Source organism: Luteibacter sp., from assembly GCF_009912395.1.
Taxonomy (GTDB): Bacteria; Pseudomonadota; Gammaproteobacteria; order Xanthomonadales; family Rhodanobacteraceae; genus Luteibacter.
This window is the reverse complement of record NZ_WNDO01000001.1, coordinates 299,572-320,449: the sequence shown is the minus strand read 5'-3', so window position 1 is coordinate 320,449 and position 20,878 is coordinate 299,572. Positions and strand designations below refer to the sequence as shown.

Below are 20,878 nucleotides of genomic sequence, written 5' to 3'. Positions count from 1 at the left end.
TAAGAAACCATGGGTCATAAAGTTCATCCCACCGGTATCCGCCTCGGCATTGCCAAGGACTGGAACTCGAAGTGGTACGCCAACAAGGGTGAGTACGCCCAGTACCTCGCTGCCGACCTAAAGGTCCGCGAGATGCTGCGCAAGAAGCTCGCCGCCGCCGGTATCTCGATGATCCAGATCGAGCGTCCGGCCAAGACCGCCCGCGTGACGATCCACACCGCCCGTCCGGGCGTGGTGATCGGCAAGAAGGGCGAGGACATCGAGAAGCTTCGTAAGGAAGTCACCGACCTGATGGGCGTTCCGACGCACATCAACGTCAGCGAAGTCCGCAAGCCGGAACTCGACGCCCAGCTCGTTGCCGAGTCGATCGCGCAGCAGCTCGAGCGCCGCATCATGTTCCGTCGCGCGATGAAGCGCTCGGTTGGCAACGCCATGCGCCTCGGCGCCCTGGGCATCAAGATCAACGTCTCCGGCCGTCTGAACGGCGCCGAGATCGCGCGCTCCGAGTGGGCTCGTGAAGGTCGCGTGCCGCTCCACACCCTCCGCGCTGACATCGACTACGGCACCGCCGAAGCGAAGACCCAGTACGGCATCATCGGTGTGAAGGTGTGGGTCTACAAGGGCGAGATCTTCGACCTCGCGGCCGCCACGGCCGAGGCGTCGAAGGAAGATCAGCAGCCGCAGCAGTCGTCGCGTCGCGACGGTGGTGAAAACCGCCGTGAGCGTGGCGAGCGCTCTGCCAAGTAAGGAGCGTTGCCATGTTGCAACCGAAGCGTACCAAGTACCGCAAGATGTTTAAGGGTCGCAATGACGGCCTGGCGTTCACCTCGAATCTCGTGAGCTTTGGCGAGTACGGCCTCAAGGCGACGACGCACGGTCAGCTGACCGCGCGTCAGATCGAAGCGGCCCGTCGCTGCATCACGCGCTACGTGAAGCGTGGCGGCAAGCTCTGGATCCGCGTGTTCCCGGACAAGCCGATCACCCGCAAGCCCATCGAAGTCCGAATGGGTGCTGGTAAGGGTGGCGTCGAGTTCTGGGTCGCCGAGATCCAGCCGGGTCGCATGCTTTATGAAATCGAAGGTGTCGACGAGGCAACCGCACGTGAGGCCATGCGCCTTGCCGCTGCCAAGCTCTCGGTCCAGACCCAGTTCGTGTCCAGGGCGGTGATGTAATGGCCATCAAAGAAATCAAAGAGAAGTCGGCGGAAGAGCTGAAGCAGCATCTGCTGGACCTTCGCAAGGAGCAGTTCAATCTGCGCATGCAGAAGGGCTCCGGTCAGCTCACTCAGCCGCACCAGCTGCGCCGCGTTCGGCGCGACATCGCCCGCACGAAGTTCGTGCTCGGCGATAAGAAGTAAGGGACGGCTGATATGAGCGATAACCAGAAAACGGCGCGTACCCTCGAAGGTCGCGTCATCAGCAACAAGATGGCCAACACGGTCACGGTTCTGATCGAGCGCCAGGTGCAGCACCCGCTGCTCGGCAAGATCATCCGCCGCTCCACGAAGCTCCACGCACACGAGGAAACCGGTGCGAACGAGGGCGACGTGGTCCGCATTGCGGAATGCCGTCCGCTGTCGAAGACCAAGCATCACCGCGTGGTCGCCATCGTCACGCGCGCTGAAGTCTAAGGAGAGCTGCGATGATTCAGATGCAAAGCACGCTTTCCGCGGCGGACAACAGCGGTGCGAAGGAACTGATGTGCATCAAGGTGCTGGGCGGCTCCAAGCGTCGCTATGCCGGCATCGGCGATGTCATCAAGGTGACCGTCAAGGACGCCATTCCGCGCGGCAAGGTGAAGAAGGGCGAGGTGTACAACGCCGTTGTGGTCCGTACCGCCAAGGGCGTGCGCCGCAACGACGGCTCGCTGATCCGTTTCGACGGTAACGCTGCCGTGCTCCTCAACAACAAGCTCGAGCCGATCGGTACCCGTATTTTCGGGCCGGTCACCCGCGAGCTGCGCAGCGAGAAGTTCATGAAGATCGTCTCGCTCGCGCCCGAAGTGCTCTGAGCGGAGGCCAGAACATGAACCGTATCCGCAAGGGTGACCACGTCGTCGTGATCACCGGCAAGAACAAGGGTCAGCGCGGTGATGTCCTGCGCGTCGACGGCGACCGCGTGGTCGTTGCCAACGTCAACATCATCAAGCGCCACACCAAGCCGAACCCCCAGGCCAACCAGCCTGGCGGTATCGTCGAGCGTGAGGCCTCGATCCATATCTCCAATGTCCAGCTCTTCAACTCTGCCTCGAACAAGGGCGAGCGCGTTGGCATCAAGACGCTCGAGGATGGGCGTAAGGTGCGCGTGTTCGCTTCGGGCGAAGTGGTCGACGCGTAAGGAATCGAAGTCATGACCCGTCTTGAAACGTTTTACAAAGAGTCGGTAATGAAGAAGCTCACTGAGCGCTTCGGTTACCAGAACGTCATGCAGGTCCCGCGCATCACGAAGATCACGCTCAACATGGGCGTCGGCGAAGCCGCCGGTAACAAGAAGATCCTCGAGAACGCCGTGGCCGACATGACCAAGATTGCCGGCCAGAAGCCGATCACGACGAAGGCCCGCGTGTCGGTCGCTTCGTTCAAGATCCGCGACGGTTGGCCGATCGGTTGCAAGGTCACGCTGCGTCGTGCCCAGATGTGGGAATTCCTGGACCGCCTGATCAACATCTCGCTGCCGCGTACGCGCGACTTCCGTGGTGTCTCGGGCCGTGCCTTCGATGGCCGTGGTAACTACAACTTCGGTATCAAGGAACAGATCATCTTCCCGGAAATCGACTTCGACCAGGTCGACGCCCTGCGTGGTATGGATATCTCCATCACCACCACGGCCAAGTCTGACGAAGAAGCCAAGGCGCTGCTGGAAGCCTTCAGCTTCCCGTTCCGCAACTGATCGCCAGAGAGAACACATGGCAAAGACCTCGATGATCGAGCGCGACCTCAAGCGCGCCAAGCTCGCCAAGAAGTACGCCGCCAAGCGCGCCGAACTGAAGGCGATCGTCCTGAGCGCTTCGGCCTCGTACGACGAGAAGATGGAAGCTCAGACCAAGCTGCAGAAGCTGCCGCGTGACGCGAGCCCCTCGCGCCAGCGCAACCGCTGCGCCCTGACCGGTCGTCCGCGTGGCGTCTACAGCAAGTTCGGCCTCGGCCGCAACAAGCTGCGTGAAGCCACCATGCGCGGCGACGTTCCGGGCCTGCGCAAGGCTAGCTGGTAAGCAATACCCGCCCCGTCTTCGGGCGGGGCAGGGGCCGGTTGGGCAAAACTTGTCCAGACGGTCCTGGCCTGATATAGTCGTCGGTCTGCGCAATGCAGACCGACGATTTGTCGGCTTTACAATTTAAAGATCTCCGGTCATTCGGATATCGGTGCACTCTCAAGGGTTTTAACTATGAGCATGACTGATCCCATCGCCGATCTGTTTACGCGCATCCGCAACGCCCAGGCCACTGGCAAAGCGGTTGTTCGTATTCCGTCGTCGAAAGTGAAGCTGGCCCTGGCCAAGCTTCTGCAGAACGAGGGCTATGTCCTCGACGCCCGCGTTGGCGATGAAGACGGCAAGCCCGTCCTCGAAATCAAGCTGAAGTATTTCGAAGGCCGTCCGGCCATCGAATCCATTTCCCGTGTCAGCCGTTCCGGTCTCCGCGTCTATCGCGGCAAGGACGAGCTGCCGAAGGTCCTCGGTGGCCTGGGTATCTCGATCATCTCCACCTCCGCCGGTCTCCTGACCGACGCGCAGGCCCGTGCCAAGGGTCTCGGTGGCGAAGTCATCGGCCAGGTGGCGTAAGGAGTCCCGACATGTCACGTGTAGCCAAGAAGCCCATCACGCTCCCCAAGGGCGTTGAACTCACCGTCTCGAACGGCACCGTCACCGTCAAGGGCCCGAAGGGCACCCTGACCACGCACGAACTGCCGGGCGTTTCGTTCCAGCAGGAAAACGGCGTCGCCACGATCGTCCTCGCCGAAGGCGCTGACGACAAGTTCGGTGGCACCGCCCGTGCGATCGTCGCCAACATGGTGACCGGCGTCGCGAACGGCTTCGAGAAGAAGCTCGAGCTGGTCGGCGTGGGTTACCGCGCGCAGCTGCAGGGCAAGGCCGTAAACCTTTCCCTCGGTTTCTCGCACCCGGTCGTCTTCGACGCGCCGGAAGGCATCACCATCGAAGTCCCGACGCAGACGGAAATCCTTGTAAAGGGTGCCGATAAGCAGCTCGTGGGCCAGGTGGCAGCCAAGATCCGCGCGTTCCGTTCGCCGGAGCCCTACAAGGGCAAGGGCGTCCGTTATGCCGGCGAGACGATCATCCTGAAGGAAGCCAAGAAGGCCTAATCGGCCTATCCGCTTTCTGGAGACGAGACGATGAACAAGAACGAATCCCGCCTGCGCCGCGCCAAGTCGACCCGCGCCCACATCCGTGAGCTCGCCGTCGCCCGCCTGAGCGTGCACCGCACCGGTCAGCACATCTACGCCCTGGTCTTCGCGCCGAACGGCACCGTCGTGGCAGCCGCCTCGACCGTGCAGAAGTCGGTCGCCGAAGGCCTCAAGAGCAAGAAGAACGTCGAGGCCGCCACCACGGTGGGCCGCATCGTTGCCGAGCGCGCCAAGGCCGCCGGTATCGAGTCCGTCGCCTTCGACCGCTCGGGCTTCCGTTATCACGGTCGCATCAAGGCTCTGGCCGATGCGGCTCGTGAGGCCGGCCTCAAGTTCTAAGAGGCGTCAGGCCACGACATCGGCCCTTCGGGGCCGGTGTCGCCCGATGTAACTACAACTCCAAGCGGCGACCAAGCCGTAAACAGAAGTCCCGGAACACCCGGGCTATCCAGGAAAAGAGATGTCCTCGACAGATCGCGAAAATTCGGACGGCATGCTTGAAAAGCTGATCGCCGTCAACCGCGTGGCCAAGACCGTCAAGGGTGGCCGCCAGATGAGCTTCACCGCGCTGACGGTTGTCGGCGATGGCGAGGGGCGCGTCGGTTTTGGTTATGGCAAGGCGCGTGAAGTGCCGGTTGCCATCTCCAAGGCCATGGAGCGCGCCCGCCGCAACATGGTGTCCATCGAACTCAACAACGGCACGCTCTGGTACGCCATCAAGGCCAACCACGGCGCCGCCCGCGTCTACATGCAGCCTGCCTCGCAGGGTACTGGCGTCATCGCCGGTGGCGCCATGCGCGCTGTCCTCGAAGTGGTCGGCGTGAAGGACGTGCTTGCGAAGGCCGTCGGCTCGCGCAACCCGATCAACCTCGTCCGCGCGACGATCAAGGGTCTGCAGGCCGTCGCCTCGCCGAAGCGCATCGCCGCCAAGCGTGGCAAGACGATCGAAGAGGTGCTGGGCAATGGCTAAGAACAATGAAACCGCCGGCACGGTCCGCGTGCGCCTGGTCAAGGGCCTGCGCGGCGTGCAGAGCCGTCATCGTCTGAGCGTGAAGGCCCTTGGCCTCAACAAGCTCAACGATGTGCGCGAACTGAAGGATTCCCCGCAGGTCCGTGGCCTCATCAACACGGTCTATTACCTGGTTCGGGTCGAGGAGTAAGCAATCATGCGTCTTAACGACATCAAGCCCGGCAAGGGCGCCCGCAAGACCCGCACCCGCGTCGCTCGCGGTATCGGTTCCGGCCTCGGCAAGACTGCCGGCCGCGGTCACAAGGGTCAGCACGCCCGTGCTGGTAACACCCACCGCGTCGGTTTCGAAGGCGGTCAGATGCCGCTGCAGCGTCGTCTTCCGAAGGTGGGCTTCCGCTCGCTGAAGAAGGCCGACACCGAGCAGGTCATGCTCTACCAGCTGGCTTCGGTCCAGGCCGACACCATCGACCTGATCGCCCTCCACGCCGCTGGCCTCGTGACCAGCCGCGCGAAGAAGGTGAAGATCGTGCTGAAGGGCGAGATCTCTCGCGCCATCAAGCTCCAGGGTGTGCTCGCGACGGCCGGTGCCAAGGCCGCCATCGAAGCCGCCGGCGGCAGCGTGGAGTAATCCAGTGGCCGGAGCGCAGGGCAAAAAGCTCGGCGGCTCGCTGGGCAAACTGACGGAACTGCGTCAGCGCATCTTGTTCCTTATTGGTGCGCTGATCGTCTTTCGCCTCGGTTCGTTCATTCCCGTTCCGGGCGTGAATCCCGATGCGATGACGAGCCTCGTCGAAGGTGGTGGTGGCCTCCTGAACATGGTCAACATGTTCTCGGGCGGTTCGCTCTCCCGCTTCTCGGTGTTCGCTCTTGGTGTGGTGCCCTACATCTCGGCATCGATCGTGGTGCAGATGATGGGTTCGGTGGTGCCGTCGCTCATGGCGCTCCGTAAGGAAGGCGAGTCGGGTCGTCGCAAGATGACCATGTATACGCGCTTCGGTACGGTGGCGTTGGCGGCCTTCCAGGCCTTCGGCATCGCGGTAGCACTGCAGAAGCAGACGGCGCTTGGCGGCGCCCCGGTGGTGTACATGCCGGGTCCGGGCTTCATCATGGCGTCGGTGGTCGGCCTTACGGCGGGCACCATGTTCCTGATGTGGCTGGGCGAGCAGATCACCGAGCGCGGTATCGGCAATGGTATTTCCATGCTGATCTTCGCCGGTATCGTGGCAGGTCTCCCGGGTGCCATCGCGCACACGCTGACCATGGCGAACAACGGCGAGCTGTCGGTCCTGAAGCTGCTGATGGTCACCGCTGCGATCCTCGCGGTCACTGCCTTCGTGGTGTTCATGGAACGCGCCCAGCGGCGCATTACCGTGAACTACGCGAAGCAGGGCGGGCAGCGCCAGTTCCAGCAGCGCCAGGTCTCGCACCTGCCGTTGAAGATCAACATGGCGGGCGTCATTCCGCCGATCTTCGCGACCAGCCTCCTGCTCTTCCCGGCCACCGCGGCGACCTGGTTTGGTTCTGCCAACCAGTCCCGCTGGCTGCAATGGCTGACCACGGCGCTGAGCCCGGGTGAGCCGGTCCACGACATCGTGTTTGCGGTGCTGGTGATCGGATTCGCCTTCTTCTACACGGCGATCGTGTTCAACTCCCAAGAAACGGCCGATAACCTCAAGCGTTCGGGTGCGTTGATTCCGGGTATTCGCCCGGGTCGCTCCACGGCTGACTATATCGATGGCGTCATGACCCGGCTTACCGGTGTTGGCGCGCTCTACATCGTCCTGGTCTGCCTGGTGCCCACGTTCATGCAGAACGCCTGGCACGTCCCGTTCTATTTCGGCGGCACTTCGCTGCTGATCGTGGTGGTGGTGGTGATGGATTTCATCGCCCAGGTTCAGGCCCATCTGATGAGCCACCAGTACGAGAGTCTGCTCAAGAAGTCGAATCTCCGCCGTAGCTGAGATTTGACGGAAGTCCCCAAGTAGGGGAGGCCGCGGCGCCCAGCGCCGCAGGACTTCCCGTTTAGGTTAATTCAGGTTAGAATTGCGCGTTTACCGCGCACGAAGCACATCGGAGACAGTACATCATGGCGCGCATCGCGGGTGTCAATTTGCCGGTCCAGAAGCATGTCTGGGTTGGCCTGCAGAGCATTTATGGAATCGGCCGTTCGCGGGCGAAGAAGGTCTGTGCCGACGCTGGTGTGGTTCCCACCACCCAGATCAAGTCGCTGAGCGAAGGCGAGGTCGAGAAGATCCGCGCCGAAATCGCTAAGTACACGGTTGAGGGTGACCTCCGTCGTGAAATCGGCATGGCGGTCAAGCGCCTCATGGACCTGGGTTGCTATCGTGGCCTGCGCCATCGTCGCGGCCTGCCGGTGCGCGGCCAGCGCACGCGTACCAACGCCCGTACCCGCAAGGGTCCGCGTCGTCCGATCAAGAAGTAACGGATACCGAATATGGCTAAGCCGGTTAAGACCAAGAAGAAGATCAAGCGCGTTGTCACGGATGCCGTGGCCCACGTGCAGGCTTCTTTCAACAACACCATCGTCACGATCACCGATCGCCAGGGCAACGCCCTGTCGTGGGCGACGGCGGGCGGCGCGGGCTTCCGCGGTTCCCGTAAGTCGACCCCGTTCGCTGCCCAGGTTGCCGCCGAAAAGGCTGGCCGCGCTGCCGGCGACTACGGTGTGAAGACCGTGGAAGTTCGCATCAAGGGCCCCGGCCCGGGCCGTGAGTCGGCCGTGCGTTCCCTGAATGCGTTGGGCTACAAGGTGCTCAACATCATCGACGTCACGCCGATTCCGCATAACGGCTGCCGTCCCCCCAAGAAGCGTCGCGTCTAAGGAGCATAACCATGGCCCGTTATCGTGGAGCTACCTGCAAGCTGGCGCGTCGTGAGGGTGCAGACCTCGGTCTGAAGAGCCCGGCTCGCGCGCTTGATTCCAAGTGCAAGCTCGAAAACAAGCCCGGTCAGCATGGCGCCAACAAGCGTGCCCGTCTGTCCGACTACGCCGTCCAGTTGCGTGAGAAGCAGAAGGTCAAGCGCATCTACGGCGTGCTTGAGCGTCAGTTCAGCAACTACTACACCAAGGCTTCGACCCAGAAGGGCAACACGGGTGAAAACCTGCTTCGCCTCCTGGAAAGCCGTCTCGACAACGTCGTCTATCGCATGGGCTTTGCGGTCACCCGCGCCCAGGCTCGTCAGCTCGTGGCCCACAAGGCCGTGACGGTCAACGGCAAGAAGGTCAACGTTCCTTCGTACCACGTCCGTCCGGGCGACGAAGTTTCGCTGACCGAAAAGGCCCGCAGCCAGCTGCGCGTGCAGGAAGCGGCGACGATCTACGACACGATGGATCTGCGTCCGTCGTGGGTCGAGGTCGACAGCAAGAAGTTCGCGGGCACGTTCAAGGCCGTTCCGGATCGTGGCGATCTGCCGGCCGATATCAACGAAGCCCTGATTGTCGAGCTTTACTCGAAGTAATCCACCGGAGCCTTGCATGGCAGTATCGTCTACTAGTGTGCTGCGGCCCCGTGGCCTCAGCGTCGAGCAGCTTGGAGCGAACCGCGCGAAGGTGGTGGTCGAGCCGCTCGAGCGTGGCTTCGGTCACACCCTGGGCAATGCGCTGCGTCGCGTGCTGCTCTCTTCGATTCCGGGCAGCGCGATCGTCGAAGTCGAAATCGACGGCGTGCTGCACGAGTACACCACCCTTGAGGGTCTTCAGGAAGACGTTATCGAAGTCCTCCTGAACCTCAAGGACGTTGCCATCCGCCAGCACAGCGGTGACGAAGTCACCCTGACGCTGTCAAAGAAGGGCAAGGGCGTGGTCACCGCCGGCGACATCGCGGTTGACCATTCCGTCGAAATCGTCAACCCGGAGCATGTGATCTGCCACCTCACCAAGGATGTGGCCCTGAACATGCGTCTGAAGGTGCGTAAGGGCGTCGGCTACCAGCCGGCCAGCGCACGTCAGCATCCGGATGACGAGACGCGGCCGATCGGCCGTCTGCAGCTCGACGCGTCGTTCGCGCCGGTCCTGCGCGTGGCTTACGAAGTGGACGCGGCTCGTGTCGAGCAGCGCACCAACCTCGACAAGCTCGTGCTCGACATCGAAACGAACGGCACGATCGGTGCTGAAGACGCTGTCCGTAAGGCGGCCGAGATCATCAACGACCAGCTGTCGGTCTTTGGTGACTTCTCGCGTCGCGAGAGCGATTCGACCAAGGCGGAGAAGGGCGGTTTCGATCCGCTGCTGCTGCGCCCGATCGACGACCTCGAGCTGACGGTCCGTTCGGCGAACTGCCTCAAGGCGGAGAGCATCTACTACATCGGCGATCTGGTTCAGAAGACCGAAGTTGAGCTGCTCAAGACCCCGAACCTTGGCAAGAAGTCACTCACCGAAATCAAGGATGTCCTGGGCGGACGTGGTCTCGCCCTCGGCATGAAGCTTGAAAACTGGCCGCCGCCGGGTCTTTCCCACGGCATGCAGCTGGGCTGATGTACCTCGGGGCGATCGGTTTTCGATCGCCCCGATCCTTTGCTGGATCCAGCGGATGCGTCCTGCATTTCCCCTGGAGAATCATAGCGGTCCATAGAGGCTGCGCTCTTATAACGAGGCGTTTTGACAGCCTCGAATAGCGGGTAACCGCGGGAAGTCGCTCATCCTGACCGGCTTTTCATAACAACAGACCTTAGAGAGTAAACGCCATGCGCCACCAGAAATCCGGTCGCAAGCTCAACCGTACGAGCAGCCACCGCGAAGCCATGTTCAAGAACATGGCCTCGTCGCTGATCAAGCACGAGCTGATCCGCACCACCCTGCCGAAGGCCAAGGAACTCCGTCGCGTCGCCGAGCCGCTCATCACGCTCGCCAAGACCGATGGCGTCGCCAACCGTCGTCTCGCTTTCTCGCGCCTGCGCGACAAGCAGGCGGTCGGCAAGCTCTTCGTTGAGCTTGGCCCGCGTTACCGCGAGCGTCCCGGCGGCTACCTGCGCATCCTGAAGTGCGGCTTCCGTCCGGGCGACAACGCCCCGATGGCCTACGTCGAACTCGTGGACCGTCCGCAGCAGACCGAAGCCGTCGACGCCGAGTAAGCGTCAGGCTCATGATTCAAGCGAAACCCCGGCAGGGCAACCTGCCGGGGTTTTTGCTTTCTGGGTGCGGCGTAGTGTCGCGGCACTACACCGATTTGCCCGCTCAATCGATGGATGGCGTTTGATGGGGTAGCGTAAATCGGTGATTTGCTTCGACATGCAGGAGTCGCATGACGCATTTCCTTTCAAATCATTGACATGGTTGCAGACGAAACTTCGATCGCCTACTGACAACGGCATGCACAAAGCGTTAACGTGGGGGTCCTGCAACGCAACAAGCCCCTTCATGAATCCTCGTACCTGGTCGTTCCGTACGCGCTACCTCGCCGCCTTCCTCGTATGCGTGGCGCTGATGGGCTTCGCCCTGTATGCGCAGTACGGCATGCACCTGGACCCGTGCCCGCTGTGCATCTTCCAGCGCATCGCGGTGTGCGTCATGGGGCTGTTCTTCCTGATCGGCGGCCTTCATGCCCCTCGTAAGACCGGCACCCGTGCCATCTACGGCGTCCTGATCACCCTGGGTGGTCTCTGGGGCATCGCCACGGCCGGACGTCACCTCTGGCTGCAAAGCCTGCCGGCCGACCATGTCCCCGCCTGCGGGCCGGGCCTGGGCTACCTGTTCGATGCGTTCCCCTTCATGAAGATGCTCAAGCTCGCCTTCACCGGCTCCGGTGAGTGCGCGAAGATCGAGCCGATCCTCGGTATCCCGATGCCGGGCTGGACCTTGCTCTGGTTCGTCGTCCTCGTCGTATGGGCCCTGGTGGCCATCCGTCGTTCCGTCCGTTGACTTTCCGCGCCCTGTCCGGCGCATTACGTAGGCACAGCCGTCATGCAGCACTCCCTCAAAACCGTAACTTCCCCGTCCCCTGACTGGGTTCCGGGTTCGTGGCGGTCGAGGACCGCCCTCCAGCAGCCGACCTACGAGGATGCCGACGAGCTGAATGGTGCGCTGGCCCAACTTGGCGAGCTTCCGCCACTGGTCACGTCCTGGGAAATCCTGGCGCTGAAGAAAGCCATCGCCGAGGCCCAGGTGGGCGAGCGTTTCCTGCTCCAGGGTGGCGATTGCGCCGAGAGCTTCGCCGACTGCACCAGCCCGATCATCTCCAATCGCCTCAAGGTGCTGCTGCAGATGAGCCTGGTGCTCGTCCACGGCCTGAAGAAGCCGGTGCTGCGCGTCGGGCGCTTCGCGGGTCAGTATGCCAAGCCCCGTTCCGCCGATTCGGAGACACGCGATGGCGTGACCTTGCCGGCGTTCCGTGGCGACCTGGTCAACAGCCCCGAGTTCACGCCGGAGGCGCGCCGCGCCGATCCGCGTCGCCTGATCAAGGCGCATGCCCGCTCCGCGATGACGATGAATTTTGTCCGTGCGTTGATCGACGGCGGTTTCGCCGACCTGCATCACCCGGAATACTGGGACCTCGCCTGGGTGGATCATTCGCCGCTGGCCGGCGAGTACAAGCGCATGGTCGCCAACATCGGCGATTCGCTGCGCTTCATGGAAACCCTGGGCGGCGAGTCCATCTCGTACTCGCGCGTCGACTTCTACACCTCGCATGAAGCCCTGCTGCTTCACTACGAAGAAGCGCTCACCCGTCGCGTCCCGCGTCAGGACGGCTGGTTCAACCTGTCCACCCACTTCCCGTGGATCGGCATGCGCACCGCGGCGCTCGATGGGGCGCACACGGAATACTTCCGTGGCATCCGCAATCCCATCGCGGTGAAGGTCGGTCCGACGGTGCAGCCAGACGATCTGCTGCGCCTGATCGACGTGCTGAATCCGGAGGAAGAGCCGGGCCGCCTGACACTTATCCATCGCATGGGTAATGACAAGATCGGCACCCAGCTGCAGCCGCTGCTCGAAGCCGTGAAGCGGGAAGGTCGCCGCGTACTGTGGGTGGCCGATCCGATGCACGGCAATACCGAGAGCACCAGCAACGGCTACAAGACGCGTCGCTTCGCCAATATCGCTGGCGAACTCGACCAGGCCTTCGATATCCACGCTGCGGTGGGTACTCGCCTGGGCGGTGTCCATCTGGAACTCACGGGCGAGAACGTCACCGAGTGCCTGGGTGGTGCGCGTGGTCTGGTGGAGCAGGATCTCGATCGCGCCTACAAGTCGATGGTCGATCCACGCCTCAACTACGAGCAGTCGCTTGAGCTGGCCATGCTCATCACGAGGAAATCGGCCGGCATGGTCTGATCCCGACAAAGCCCCGCTCCGCGGGGCTTTGTTTTTTTGTAGGAGCGCGCTTGCGCGCGATGGGGTTCGCGGCAACACCGAATCGCGCGCAAGCGCGCTCCTACAGTGGGTCAAGGTAGCGGACCGCGCGCCGCCTGCGACAACCATTCAACGATGGTCGCATGTCTGGGCTGGCGGGCCGGGGGCGATAATAGGCGTATCCCCAACCCCAGAGTCTTGCCCCATGTCTGCCGAGCGTATCCGCCACTCCTTGTTGCGTGACCGTGTCGTGTCCGCCGAAGCTGCCGCCGCGATGATCCAGCCGGGCGAAACGGTGGCGATGAGTGGCTTCACCGGTTCGGGGTATCCGAAGGCCGTTCCACTCGCGCTGGCGCGTCGCATCGAGGATGCGCATGTCGACGGCAGGGAGTTCAAGATCCGCCTGATGACCGGTGCTTCCACGGCGCCGGAACTTGACGGTGCGCTGGCCAAAGCCGATGGCATCGCCCTGCGCATGCCGTTCCAGACCGATCCGGATGCGCGCCAGCGGATCAATGCCGGTACGCTTGATTACATCGATATCCACCTGAGCCACGTCGCACAGCATGTCTGGTTCGGCTTCTACGGTGACATCGATACCGCGGTCGTCGAAGTGGCAGGCATCCGTGAGGACGGCAGCCTGATCCCTTCGACCTCGGTGGGCAACAACAAGACGTGGCTCGATCTGGCGAAGAAGGTCATCATCGAGGTCAACGACTGGCAGCCCGAAGGCATCGATGGCATGCACGATGTCTACTACGGCACCGCGTTGCCTCCGCATCGCAAGCCGATCCCGCTCGTGCACGCAGATGATCGCATCGGCGATACGTCGCTGCGTTGCGATCCCGACAAAATCGTCGCCGTGGTACGCACGCATGGTCCCGATCGCAACAGCCCGTTCACGCCGGCGGACGCGACCAGCGAGCGGATCGCGGAGCATCTCATTGACTTCCTGAAGCACGAAGTGGCGAAAGGACGCCTGCCGGCGAACCTGCTTCCACTGCAGTCGGGTGTCGGCAACATTCCCAATGCGGTGCTGAATGGCCTCGCCAGCAGTGGCTTCCGTGATCTGTCCGCGTTCACCGAAGTCATCCAGGACGGCATGCTCGACCTGCTGCGCAGCGGTGTGCTCAAGGTCGCCTCCTGTACTGGTTTCGCGTTAAGCCCGGAAGCGAACGAAGAATTCAAGCGCAACATCGCCTTCTATCGCGAGCGCATCATCATGCGTACGCAGGAAATCTCCAATCATCCTGAGTTGGTGCGTCGACTTGGCTGCATCGCCATGAACGGCATGATCGAGGCCGACCTCTACGGCAACGTCAATTCCACGCATGTCATGGGTAGCCGCATCATGAATGGCATCGGCGGTTCCGGCGACTTTGCGCGCAACAGTTTCCTGTCCATCTTCCTGAGCCCCAGTACCGCGAAGAAGGGCAGCATCTCGGCGATCGTGCCGATGGTCAGCCATGTGGATCACACGGAGCATGATGTCTCGATCATCGTTACCGAGCATGGCCTTGCCGATCTTCGCGGCCTGCCGCCGCGCCACCGCGCACGTCAGCTGATCGATCGCTGCGTCGATCCGGCGTATCGCGCGCAGATCGAGGACTACGTCGATCGCGCGTCGCGCGCCAGTTACGGCAAGCACACCCCGCACCTGCTGCCGGAAGCCTTGTCGTGGCATCAGCGCTGGCTGGATACGGGGACCATGCTCAAGGGTGCCTGACGCACTCAGGGCTGCCGTCGAAGATGCCCACGAGCGTGCCGCTCTTGAACGGTAGCCGCGCCACGCGATAGGGCGACATTCGCAGCCGCTCGGCGACCGGTGCAAGTTCCGCGCTGAACTGAGCGATGTTGTCGACGACGATGAGCGCGCCCTTCGCGAGCTTGGGCTCGACGATCTGCAGGATATCGGCGGCCAAGGATGGCCAGCCGTCAAGCAGGAGCAGGTCCACGCCGGGGGCGATGTGCTGGAGCGTTTCCCGCGCGTCGCCAACCCGGATGTCGGCATGATTCGCCAGTCCGGCTTGCGCCAGATGGGCGGTCGCCTTGGCGACCTTCGAGGGAACCAGCTCCGTTCCGGTCACCTTGCCGCCCGAGGCGTTGTCGCGGACTGCTGCAGCCAGGTAGATCGTGGATACGCCGAACGAGGTACCGAATTCGACGATGTGCCGCGCCTGTTTCGCGCGAGCGAGCAGGTAGAGCAGTTCGCCTTGCGCCGCATCGATGGGAAGCATCTTGTCGTCGAAATAGGCCATGTCTTTGGGTGGCCTTACCGGCCGCCCGAGCAGCATGCTGGGCAGGCGTGGCAGATAGTGGCCGAGCATGGACGTCAGTTGTCGTTTCGCCATGGCGTGGAGCTGGCTGACGGTAGCCTGTGCCCGGGGATCGAGCGGGGATACGGGTCGTGATGGATGCATGTGTTACCTCCTGGCGAACACGTTAGTGCGACCGCGTTCGTCCGAGATAAGCTATGGCCGTCAATGAATGCCTGAAATCCGTCATGGTCGAGTACGTCTCCACCTATTTTCCCTTGCCGCCCGGCCACCTGATCGTCGCTGGACGTGGCGTGGAGCCCGCCGGGCACCGCTCGGCACCGCATCGCCACCCCGAGGGGCAGCTTGTCGGGGCGGTGAAGGGGCTGCTAACGATAGGCACCGACGACAACGTCGGCGTGGTGCCGGCGATCCATGCCGTGTGGATTCCTCCGCATTGCGTGCACTGGACCCGCTCGCACGGCGCCATGGACGGATGGACCGTGTACGTGGACGAGCGCGCCTGCGCCACGCTGCCTCCCGTGGCGTGCCGCATTCGTACCTCGGCCTTGTTGCGCGAAGCGATCTTCCGTGCGGCGCGATGGTCGACCGGACCGAGAACTGCCGCCGACGACCGCGTCGCCGGCGTGATCCTGGATGAGATCGCCAGCTTGCCGACCGAGTCCTTCGGATTGCCGTTACCGGATGATCCACGCCTGCTTCGGGTAGCGAAGGCGCTTGTAGATGATCCGTCGGACCAGCGAAGTGTGAGTTACTGGGCGTCGGTGGCGGCGGTTAGCGAGCGGACCCTTGGGCGAGGTTTCGTTGCCGAAACGGGTTTCCATTTCAATGCATGGCGACAGCGCGCCCGATTGCTGAAAGCACTGGAGATGCTTGCGGACGATGTGCCGGTCAACGCGATCGCACTTGATCTCGGCTATGCGACGGCGAGTGCTTTCATTGCCTTGTTTCGTCGTGTGTTCGGTGAAACCCCGATGACATACAAGGCGAGACTGGCGTGTTCGTAGAGGGCGCTTACCGCGTGCCGTGACGATTAAGTGCCCATGCCACGTGTTCGCGCACGATGGCCGACGGATGCGTCGACCGTTGGCGCAACGCATCAAGTATGTCGGCTGTCGTGGGTGCGTTGCCGAGTCCGACGGCGAGATTGCGTAGCCAGCCCTCGTACCCCGTGCGACGGATCGCCATCCCTTCGGTACGGCTGAGAAAGGTCTCTTCGCTCCACCCGAACAGCTCGATGAGCTTGGCACCATCGAGGCTGTGGCGTGGCGCGAAATCCGGTTCCGTCGCTTCCTGCGCAAATTTGTTCCAGGGACAGATTAGTTGGCAATCATCGCAGCCGAAAACGCGGTTGCCCATCGGTGCGCGCAGTTCTTCCGGAATGCTGCCACGCAGTTCGATGGTGAGGTAGGAAATGCATTTGCGCGCGTCGAGTCGATACGGCGCGACGATGGCCTGCGTCGGGCATATGTCGATGCATCGCCGGCAACTGCCGCAATGCGCCGAGGCTGCTTCGTCGGCGGGAAGCGGCAGGTCGGTGTAAAGCTTGCCGAGAAAAAAGTACGAGCCGGCGCGCTTGTTGATGAGCACGGTGTGCTTGCCGATCCAGCCGAGCCCGGCATTGCGTGCGATCGCCTTCTCCAGCACGGGCGCGGAGTCCACATAGGCACGGTAGGAAAAATCGCCGACGCGTTCGGTGATCCGCGCTGCGAGCTTCTGCAGGCGGTTTCGCATCACCTTGTGATAATCCCGGCCGAGCGCGTAGCGCGCGACGTAGGCCTTCTCGCCATCGTGGATCACGTCCCATGCGTTCGCTGTTCCCGGCGGGATGTAGTCCATGCGGACGGACACCACGCGTAGCGTTCCAGGCTCCAGTTCGGCGGGCCGGCTGCGGCGTGTGCCGTGCCGGGCCATGTATTCCATGTCGCCGTGATGGCCATCCGCCAGCCAGCGCTCCAGGTAGGCCTCGTCGTGCCCCAGGTCGGTGCCGGCGATGCCTACGTCGGCGAAGCCCAGTTCGCGCGCCCATCGCTTGATGTCGAGGGCAAGGGCGGCGTAGTCGATGGCGGAAGGATCGTGCATGCGTCCATTCTACCGGGGGCTCCTATAATCGCCGGATGACCGCATCCTCCCTCGATTTCGCCCTCTACACGTCCGAGCAGTCGCGTCGCATCGATGCACGTGCCATCGCCGACGGCATCCCCGGCTTCGAGCTGATGAGCCGGGCTGCGGCTGCGGCTTTTGCCCTGCTGCGGCAGCGCTGGCCGAACGCGTCGCGGCTGGTCGTCGTCTGCGGCGCCGGCAATAACGGCGGCGATGGCTACCTCGTCGGTCGCGATGCCTTGCGCGCCGGGCTGGCGGTGGAGCTCATTGCCCTGGCCGAACCTCGGGCCGGCGGGGATGCCGCGACCGCGCGCGAGGCCTTTCTGGCGCAGGGCGGTGTCATTCATCCGTGGACGGGCGTCATCGGCGACGCCGACGTGTGGGTAGATGCCATCTATGGCACGGGACTGAACCGGGCGCCGGAAGGCGAGGGCAGGGCCGCCATCGAGGCGATCCTCGCATCGGGCCGTCCCGTGCTGGCGCTCGACGTCCCGTCGGGCCTGTCGGCTGACACCGGCGCCTGCCCCGGCGTGGCGGTGCGTGCGGATGCGACCGCCACCTTCATCGTGCACAAGCGTGGGCTGCATACCTATCGCTGCGAACTGGCCGGCGACATCGAACTGTTCGATCTAGGGGTGTCGGATGCATCGCGGGACGCGCCGGATGCCGTATTGCTGAAAGCCGCCGCCTTGCCGCGCCGACCGCGCGACTCGCACAAGGGAAACAACGGCCACGTGCTGGCGATCGGCGGCGACCACGGCACCGCTGGCGCGGTCCGGATGGCCGCCGAGGCGGCGTTACGCACCGGCGCGGGCCTGGTCAGCGTGGCGACCCGCGACGAGAACGTCGCGGCGATGAACGCCGCGCGACCTGAATTGATGGCGCATGGCGTCAACGGTCCCCAGGCCTTGACGCCGATGCTGGAGAAGGCCAGCGTCATCGCACTGGGTCCGGGTCTTGGCCAGGCGGCCTGGGGTCATGGACTGTGGGTCACCGCCCTCGACGCGGGCCTGCCCACGGTGCTCGACGCCGATGGCCTCAACCTGTTGCATGCCGAGCCGAGGCACCTGCCCAGCCAGGTGGTGCTGACGCCACATCCGGGCGAAGCCGGGCGCCTGCTGGGCGTGTCCACAGCGCAGGTGCAGGCCGATCGTTTCACGGCCGTCCGCGAACTGGCTCGACGCCATGCCGCGGTGGTGGTGATGAAAGGCAATGGCAGCCTTATCGCGGCGCCGGACGGGCGCGTTTCCGTCTGTCCCTGGGGCAACCCAGGCATGGCCAGCGGCGGCATGGGTGACACGCTCACCGGCATCGTCGCGGCGTTGCTGGCGCAGGGGTGCGACGCCTACGAGGCGGCCTGCCTGGGTGTCGGCCTGCATGCGCGGGCGGCGGACGTGGCGGCGCGCGAAGGCGAGCGTGGCCTCCTGGCGGGCGACCTGCTGGTACCGCTGCGGCGGCTGGTGAATGGAGTGGAGGCATGACGGTGGAGCGGATACTCGTCGACGAAGACGCCACCATCGCCCTTGGCCGCCAATTGGCCGCGGCGCTGCCCGATGGCCTGGTCGCCTTCCTGCACGGCGACCTGGGCGCGGGCAAGACCACCTTTGCCCGGGCCTTCCTGAAGGCCCTCGGCGTGGGCGAGCGGGTGAAGAGCCCGACCTACAGCTTAGTCGAAGGCTACGACCTCGGTGATCGACAGGCCTTCCATCTCGACCTGTACCGCATCGCCGATCCGGGCGAGCTGGAGTGGCTGGGGCTGGACAGCCTCGCCGAGCCCGGAGCCATCGTGCTCGTGGAATGGCCCGAGCGTGGCGCCGGCGCGCTGCCGCCGGTGGATCTGGAACTGCATTTCCGGCATGAGGGTACGGGCCGTGTCGTCCGCTTCGAACCCCGCTCCGACGCGGGTCGGCGGCTGGCCGACGCGCTGGGTAGCTGAGTTCTCCCGTGGGGTGTCTCCGTCGCGGGGCATTCCGCTTCCGCAAGCCGCGGATGGGTTCCCTGTCTCACTCGATCCAGTCAGGTTGCGGACCATTCCTGTACGGTCGTTGACGAAGTGTTTGCAGGTTATGGATTACCAAAGGAAATAATCTTGCATTCATCGGGCGCTTGCAGTTCAATCCGGGCCATATGAGGGGAATCACTAGCAAACTTGGACTGATGGCGTGCGTGACGGCAGTCGCGTCGCTGGCTCCCGTCGTCGGTTCGGCTGCCGACGTGAAGGCCGCCCGTGTCTGGGCCGGCCCTGAGTACACCCGCGTGGTGTTCGACCTGTCCGGTCCGGCCACCTACAAGATGTCCCCGGGCGATGTCCCCGGCACCGTGGTGCTGGATATCGCCGGTAGTTCCGTCTCGGGCGATTTCTCTGCGCCGGGCGCCCAGGGCCTCTTCAAGTCGATGGCGGCTGCCAAGCAGGGCGGTGGCGCCCGGATGACCGCGAAGGTCGATCCGCAGGCCAAGCCCAAGAGCTTTCTCCTCAAGCCGGCCGGCGATTACGGCTACCGGCTCGTGCTCGACCTTTATCCCGGCGGCCAGTCCGACCCCGGCGACAACGCCCCGGGTTCCGACGACGCGGGCGACGCTCCCGCCGTGGCCGACACGCCGGCACCGGTGACGAAGCCGACGCGGGGTTCGCGCGGTCGTGCCGCGTCCGCCAGCAAGGTGCCTCCGGCGCTCAGTGGCGAGCGCAAGGTCATCGTGGCCATCGATCCCGGCCACGGTGGCGAGGATCCGGGTGCCCGTGGCGCCACCGGCCTGCGCGAGAAGGACGTGACCCTGGCTGTGGGCAAGGAGCTGGCCGAGCAGATCAATCGCCAGCCGGGCATGCAGGCCTTCCTCACCCGCACCGGCGACTATTTCATCCCGCTGAAGCGCCGTTACGAGATCGCCCGCGAGCACAACGCGGACATGTTCGTCTCCATCCACGCGGACGCCTTCAAGAATAGCGACGCCAAGGGATCCTCCGTGTGGGTGTTGTCACCGCGCGGCAAGACCTCCGAAGCGGCGCGCTGGCTGGCCGATCGCGAAAACCGCGCCGACCTCGTGGGCGGCGTGTCGCTGGACGACAAGGACGACACCCTGGCCGCCGTACTGCTCGATCTGCAGCAGGGTTACGCGATGCAGGCCAGCGAATCCATCGCCAGCAACGTGTTGAAGGCGCTGGGCAAGCTCGGCCCCACGCACCGTGGCTACGTGGAGCGCGCCAACTTCGTGGTGCTGCGCTCGCCGGACGTGCCCTCGATCCTGGTCGAAACGGCCTTCATCACCAATCCGGCCGAAGAACGCCGCCTGCGTGACGACAGCCATCGTCGCGACCTGGCCTCGGCCGTGCTGGGCGGCGTGCGCAACTATTTCGAATCGATGCCCCCGCCGGGGACCTGGTTCGCCGCGCAGGCCGCGCGGCGCAATGGTACCTCGCTGGCCAGCACGGCCGCGTCCGCGCCGGCGGCGCCTGCGGTGGCTTCCGATGTGAACGCGGTGGCTTCCGACGCCGTGAAATCGGCCAGCCGGGCCGCCACGGCGGAGCCGAAGCCCTCGAAAAAGGATGTCGTGGCGAAGGCCGAGACGCCGAAATCGCGTGGCCGGGCGGACGACAACGTGCGCGACGTGCACCGCGTGTCCCGTGGCGAGACGCTGACCGGCATCGCCCAGCAGTACGGCGTGTCCGTGGGCGCGCTCAAGCTTGCCAACAAGATGACCGACAACAATGTGCGCATCGGCACGATCATGGTGATTCCGTCCGGCTGACGGCGCCGCGTGGGGCATTTGACGCGGTCCGGGGGCCGGGCGGGTATAATCCGCCCCGACACACCGGCATTCCCGCCGCACGAGGTTTTCCTATCTTGAGTTCTCCCGCCCCCCG

At 63.9% G+C, this 20,878-nt stretch carries 29 protein-coding genes; 27 read left to right on the top strand and 2 right to left on the bottom strand.

Features of this window, described 5'->3' with window-relative positions:
- Positions 1–9 precede the first annotated feature (9 nt).
- The 23 genes from rpsC (at position 10) to GAK28_RS01585 (ending at position 14,366) form a co-directional block, all read left to right on the top strand.
- On the top strand, positions 10–747 hold the full coding sequence (rpsC, locus tag GAK28_RS01695) for a 30S ribosomal protein S3 (RefSeq protein WP_291774145.1): 738 nt from the start codon (positions 10–12) through the stop codon (positions 745–747).
- A gap of 11 nt (positions 748–758) precedes the next feature.
- Positions 759–1,172 carry a 50S ribosomal protein L16 gene (gene rplP / locus GAK28_RS01690; RefSeq protein ID WP_291774141.1) on the top strand — a complete coding sequence of 138 codons (414 nt, stop codon included), beginning with the start codon at positions 759–761 and terminating at the stop codon, positions 1,170–1,172.
- A complete protein-coding gene (gene rpmC, locus GAK28_RS01685) occupies positions 1,172–1,357 on the top strand; it encodes a 50S ribosomal protein L29 (RefSeq protein ID WP_166951211.1) in 186 nt (61 codons plus the stop codon). The genes rplP and rpmC overlap by 1 nt, the downstream gene beginning before the upstream one ends.
- A gap of 12 nt (positions 1,358–1,369) precedes the next feature.
- Positions 1,370–1,630, top strand: coding sequence for a 30S ribosomal protein S17 (gene rpsQ, locus GAK28_RS01680; RefSeq protein WP_291774135.1), 261 nt, complete (start codon positions 1,370–1,372; stop codon positions 1,628–1,630).
- An 11-nt stretch (positions 1,631–1,641) separates the two neighbouring features.
- A complete protein-coding gene (gene rplN / locus GAK28_RS01675) occupies positions 1,642–2,010 on the top strand; it encodes a 50S ribosomal protein L14 (RefSeq protein ID WP_166951215.1) in 369 nt (122 codons plus the stop codon).
- 14 nt (positions 2,011–2,024) lie between these two features.
- The gene (rplX, locus tag GAK28_RS01670) at positions 2,025–2,336 is read left to right on the top strand and encodes a 50S ribosomal protein L24 (RefSeq protein ID WP_291774132.1); all 312 of its coding nucleotides are present in this window, start codon (positions 2,025–2,027) and stop codon (positions 2,334–2,336) included.
- Positions 2,337–2,348: 12 nt separating this feature from the next.
- Positions 2,349–2,888, top strand: coding sequence for a 50S ribosomal protein L5 (gene rplE / locus GAK28_RS01665; RefSeq protein WP_291774130.1), 540 nt, complete (start codon positions 2,349–2,351; stop codon positions 2,886–2,888).
- Between the two features lie 16 nt (positions 2,889–2,904).
- Positions 2,905–3,210 carry a 30S ribosomal protein S14 gene (rpsN, locus tag GAK28_RS01660; protein ID WP_291774127.1) on the top strand — a complete coding sequence of 102 codons (306 nt, stop codon included), beginning with the start codon at positions 2,905–2,907 and terminating at the stop codon, positions 3,208–3,210.
- Between the two features lie 174 nt (positions 3,211–3,384).
- A complete protein-coding gene (gene rpsH, locus GAK28_RS01655; RefSeq protein WP_291774125.1) occupies positions 3,385–3,780 on the top strand; it encodes a 30S ribosomal protein S8 in 396 nt (131 codons plus the stop codon).
- 11 nt (positions 3,781–3,791) lie between these two features.
- Complete coding sequence (rplF, locus tag GAK28_RS01650) at positions 3,792–4,319, top strand: 50S ribosomal protein L6 (RefSeq protein WP_291774123.1); 528 nt, start codon at positions 3,792–3,794, stop codon at positions 4,317–4,319.
- A 30-nt stretch (positions 4,320–4,349) separates the two neighbouring features.
- Positions 4,350–4,700 (top strand): 50S ribosomal protein L18, encoded by a 351-nt coding sequence (gene rplR, locus GAK28_RS01645; RefSeq protein WP_291774121.1) that lies wholly within the window; start codon positions 4,350–4,352, stop codon positions 4,698–4,700.
- 121 nt (positions 4,701–4,821) lie between these two features.
- Complete coding sequence (gene rpsE / locus GAK28_RS01640) at positions 4,822–5,331, top strand: 30S ribosomal protein S5 (protein ID WP_029213879.1); 510 nt, start codon at positions 4,822–4,824, stop codon at positions 5,329–5,331.
- Complete coding sequence (gene rpmD / locus GAK28_RS01635) at positions 5,324–5,521, top strand: 50S ribosomal protein L30 (RefSeq protein WP_291774110.1); 198 nt, start codon at positions 5,324–5,326, stop codon at positions 5,519–5,521. Before rpsE ends, rpmD begins: the two co-directional genes overlap by 8 nt.
- Before the next feature lie 6 nt (positions 5,522–5,527).
- Positions 5,528–5,959, top strand: a complete 432-nt coding sequence (gene rplO, locus GAK28_RS01630; protein ID WP_291774108.1) for a 50S ribosomal protein L15 — start codon at positions 5,528–5,530, stop codon at positions 5,957–5,959.
- Between the two features lie 4 nt (positions 5,960–5,963).
- Positions 5,964–7,292, top strand: a complete 1,329-nt coding sequence (gene secY, locus GAK28_RS01625) for a preprotein translocase subunit SecY (protein ID WP_291774107.1) — start codon at positions 5,964–5,966, stop codon at positions 7,290–7,292.
- A 125-nt stretch (positions 7,293–7,417) separates the two neighbouring features.
- Positions 7,418–7,774: a 30S ribosomal protein S13 gene (gene rpsM / locus GAK28_RS01620; protein ID WP_291774104.1), complete on the top strand. Its 357-nt coding sequence runs from the start codon at positions 7,418–7,420 to the stop codon at positions 7,772–7,774.
- 12 nt (positions 7,775–7,786) lie between these two features.
- Positions 7,787–8,173, top strand: coding sequence for a 30S ribosomal protein S11 (gene rpsK, locus GAK28_RS01615; RefSeq protein ID WP_007513384.1), 387 nt, complete (start codon positions 7,787–7,789; stop codon positions 8,171–8,173).
- Between the two features lie 11 nt (positions 8,174–8,184).
- On the top strand, positions 8,185–8,811 hold the full coding sequence (gene rpsD, locus GAK28_RS01610; RefSeq protein WP_166951247.1) for a 30S ribosomal protein S4: 627 nt from the start codon (positions 8,185–8,187) through the stop codon (positions 8,809–8,811).
- A gap of 16 nt (positions 8,812–8,827) precedes the next feature.
- A complete protein-coding gene (gene rpoA / locus GAK28_RS01605; RefSeq protein WP_166951249.1) occupies positions 8,828–9,826 on the top strand; it encodes a DNA-directed RNA polymerase subunit alpha in 999 nt (332 codons plus the stop codon).
- A gap of 209 nt (positions 9,827–10,035) precedes the next feature.
- Positions 10,036–10,422 carry a 50S ribosomal protein L17 gene (gene rplQ / locus GAK28_RS01600; protein WP_291774094.1) on the top strand — a complete coding sequence of 129 codons (387 nt, stop codon included), beginning with the start codon at positions 10,036–10,038 and terminating at the stop codon, positions 10,420–10,422.
- Between the two features lie 286 nt (positions 10,423–10,708).
- Complete coding sequence (locus tag GAK28_RS01595) at positions 10,709–11,209, top strand: disulfide bond formation protein B (RefSeq protein ID WP_291774091.1); 501 nt, start codon at positions 10,709–10,711, stop codon at positions 11,207–11,209.
- Between the two features lie 42 nt (positions 11,210–11,251).
- A complete protein-coding gene (locus GAK28_RS01590; protein WP_291774088.1) occupies positions 11,252–12,622 on the top strand; it encodes a 3-deoxy-7-phosphoheptulonate synthase class II in 1,371 nt (456 codons plus the stop codon).
- 223 nt (positions 12,623–12,845) lie between these two features.
- A complete protein-coding gene (locus GAK28_RS01585; protein WP_291774085.1) occupies positions 12,846–14,366 on the top strand; it encodes an acetyl-CoA hydrolase/transferase family protein in 1,521 nt (506 codons plus the stop codon).
- On the opposite strand, the gene GAK28_RS01580 is transcribed toward GAK28_RS01585, so the two are convergent.
- Entirely contained in the window at positions 14,353–15,060 is a 708-nt protein-coding gene (locus GAK28_RS01580; protein ID WP_291774081.1) for a class I SAM-dependent methyltransferase, read from the bottom strand. The genes GAK28_RS01585 and GAK28_RS01580 overlap by 14 nt on opposite strands.
- A gap of 53 nt (positions 15,061–15,113) precedes the next feature.
- Between GAK28_RS01580 and GAK28_RS01575 the strand changes: the two genes are divergently transcribed.
- The gene (locus GAK28_RS01575; protein ID WP_291774079.1) at positions 15,114–15,923 is read left to right on the top strand and encodes a helix-turn-helix transcriptional regulator; all 810 of its coding nucleotides are present in this window, start codon (positions 15,114–15,116) and stop codon (positions 15,921–15,923) included.
- 7 nt (positions 15,924–15,930) lie between these two features.
- Here GAK28_RS01575 and queG read toward each other — a convergent pair whose 3' ends face one another.
- Positions 15,931–16,998 (bottom strand): tRNA epoxyqueuosine(34) reductase QueG, encoded by a 1,068-nt coding sequence (queG, locus tag GAK28_RS01570; RefSeq protein WP_291774077.1) that lies wholly within the window; start codon positions 16,996–16,998, stop codon positions 15,931–15,933.
- Positions 16,999–17,033: 35 nt separating this feature from the next.
- Here queG and GAK28_RS01565 point away from each other — a divergent pair, with 35 nt between their 5' ends.
- The 3 genes from GAK28_RS01565 to GAK28_RS01555 all read left to right on the top strand — a co-directional run bounded on the left by GAK28_RS01565 (position 17,034) and on the right by GAK28_RS01555 (position 20,763).
- Positions 17,034–18,500, top strand: coding sequence for an NAD(P)H-hydrate dehydratase (locus GAK28_RS01565; protein WP_291774075.1), 1,467 nt, complete (start codon positions 17,034–17,036; stop codon positions 18,498–18,500).
- Positions 18,497–18,955 (top strand): tRNA (adenosine(37)-N6)-threonylcarbamoyltransferase complex ATPase subunit type 1 TsaE, encoded by a 459-nt coding sequence (gene tsaE, locus GAK28_RS01560; protein WP_291774073.1) that lies wholly within the window; start codon positions 18,497–18,499, stop codon positions 18,953–18,955. The genes GAK28_RS01565 and tsaE overlap by 4 nt, the downstream gene beginning before the upstream one ends.
- Before the next feature lie 221 nt (positions 18,956–19,176).
- Positions 19,177–20,763, top strand: coding sequence for an N-acetylmuramoyl-L-alanine amidase (locus tag GAK28_RS01555; protein WP_291774071.1), 1,587 nt, complete (start codon positions 19,177–19,179; stop codon positions 20,761–20,763).
- The last annotated feature ends 115 nt before the right edge of the window (positions 20,764–20,878 follow it).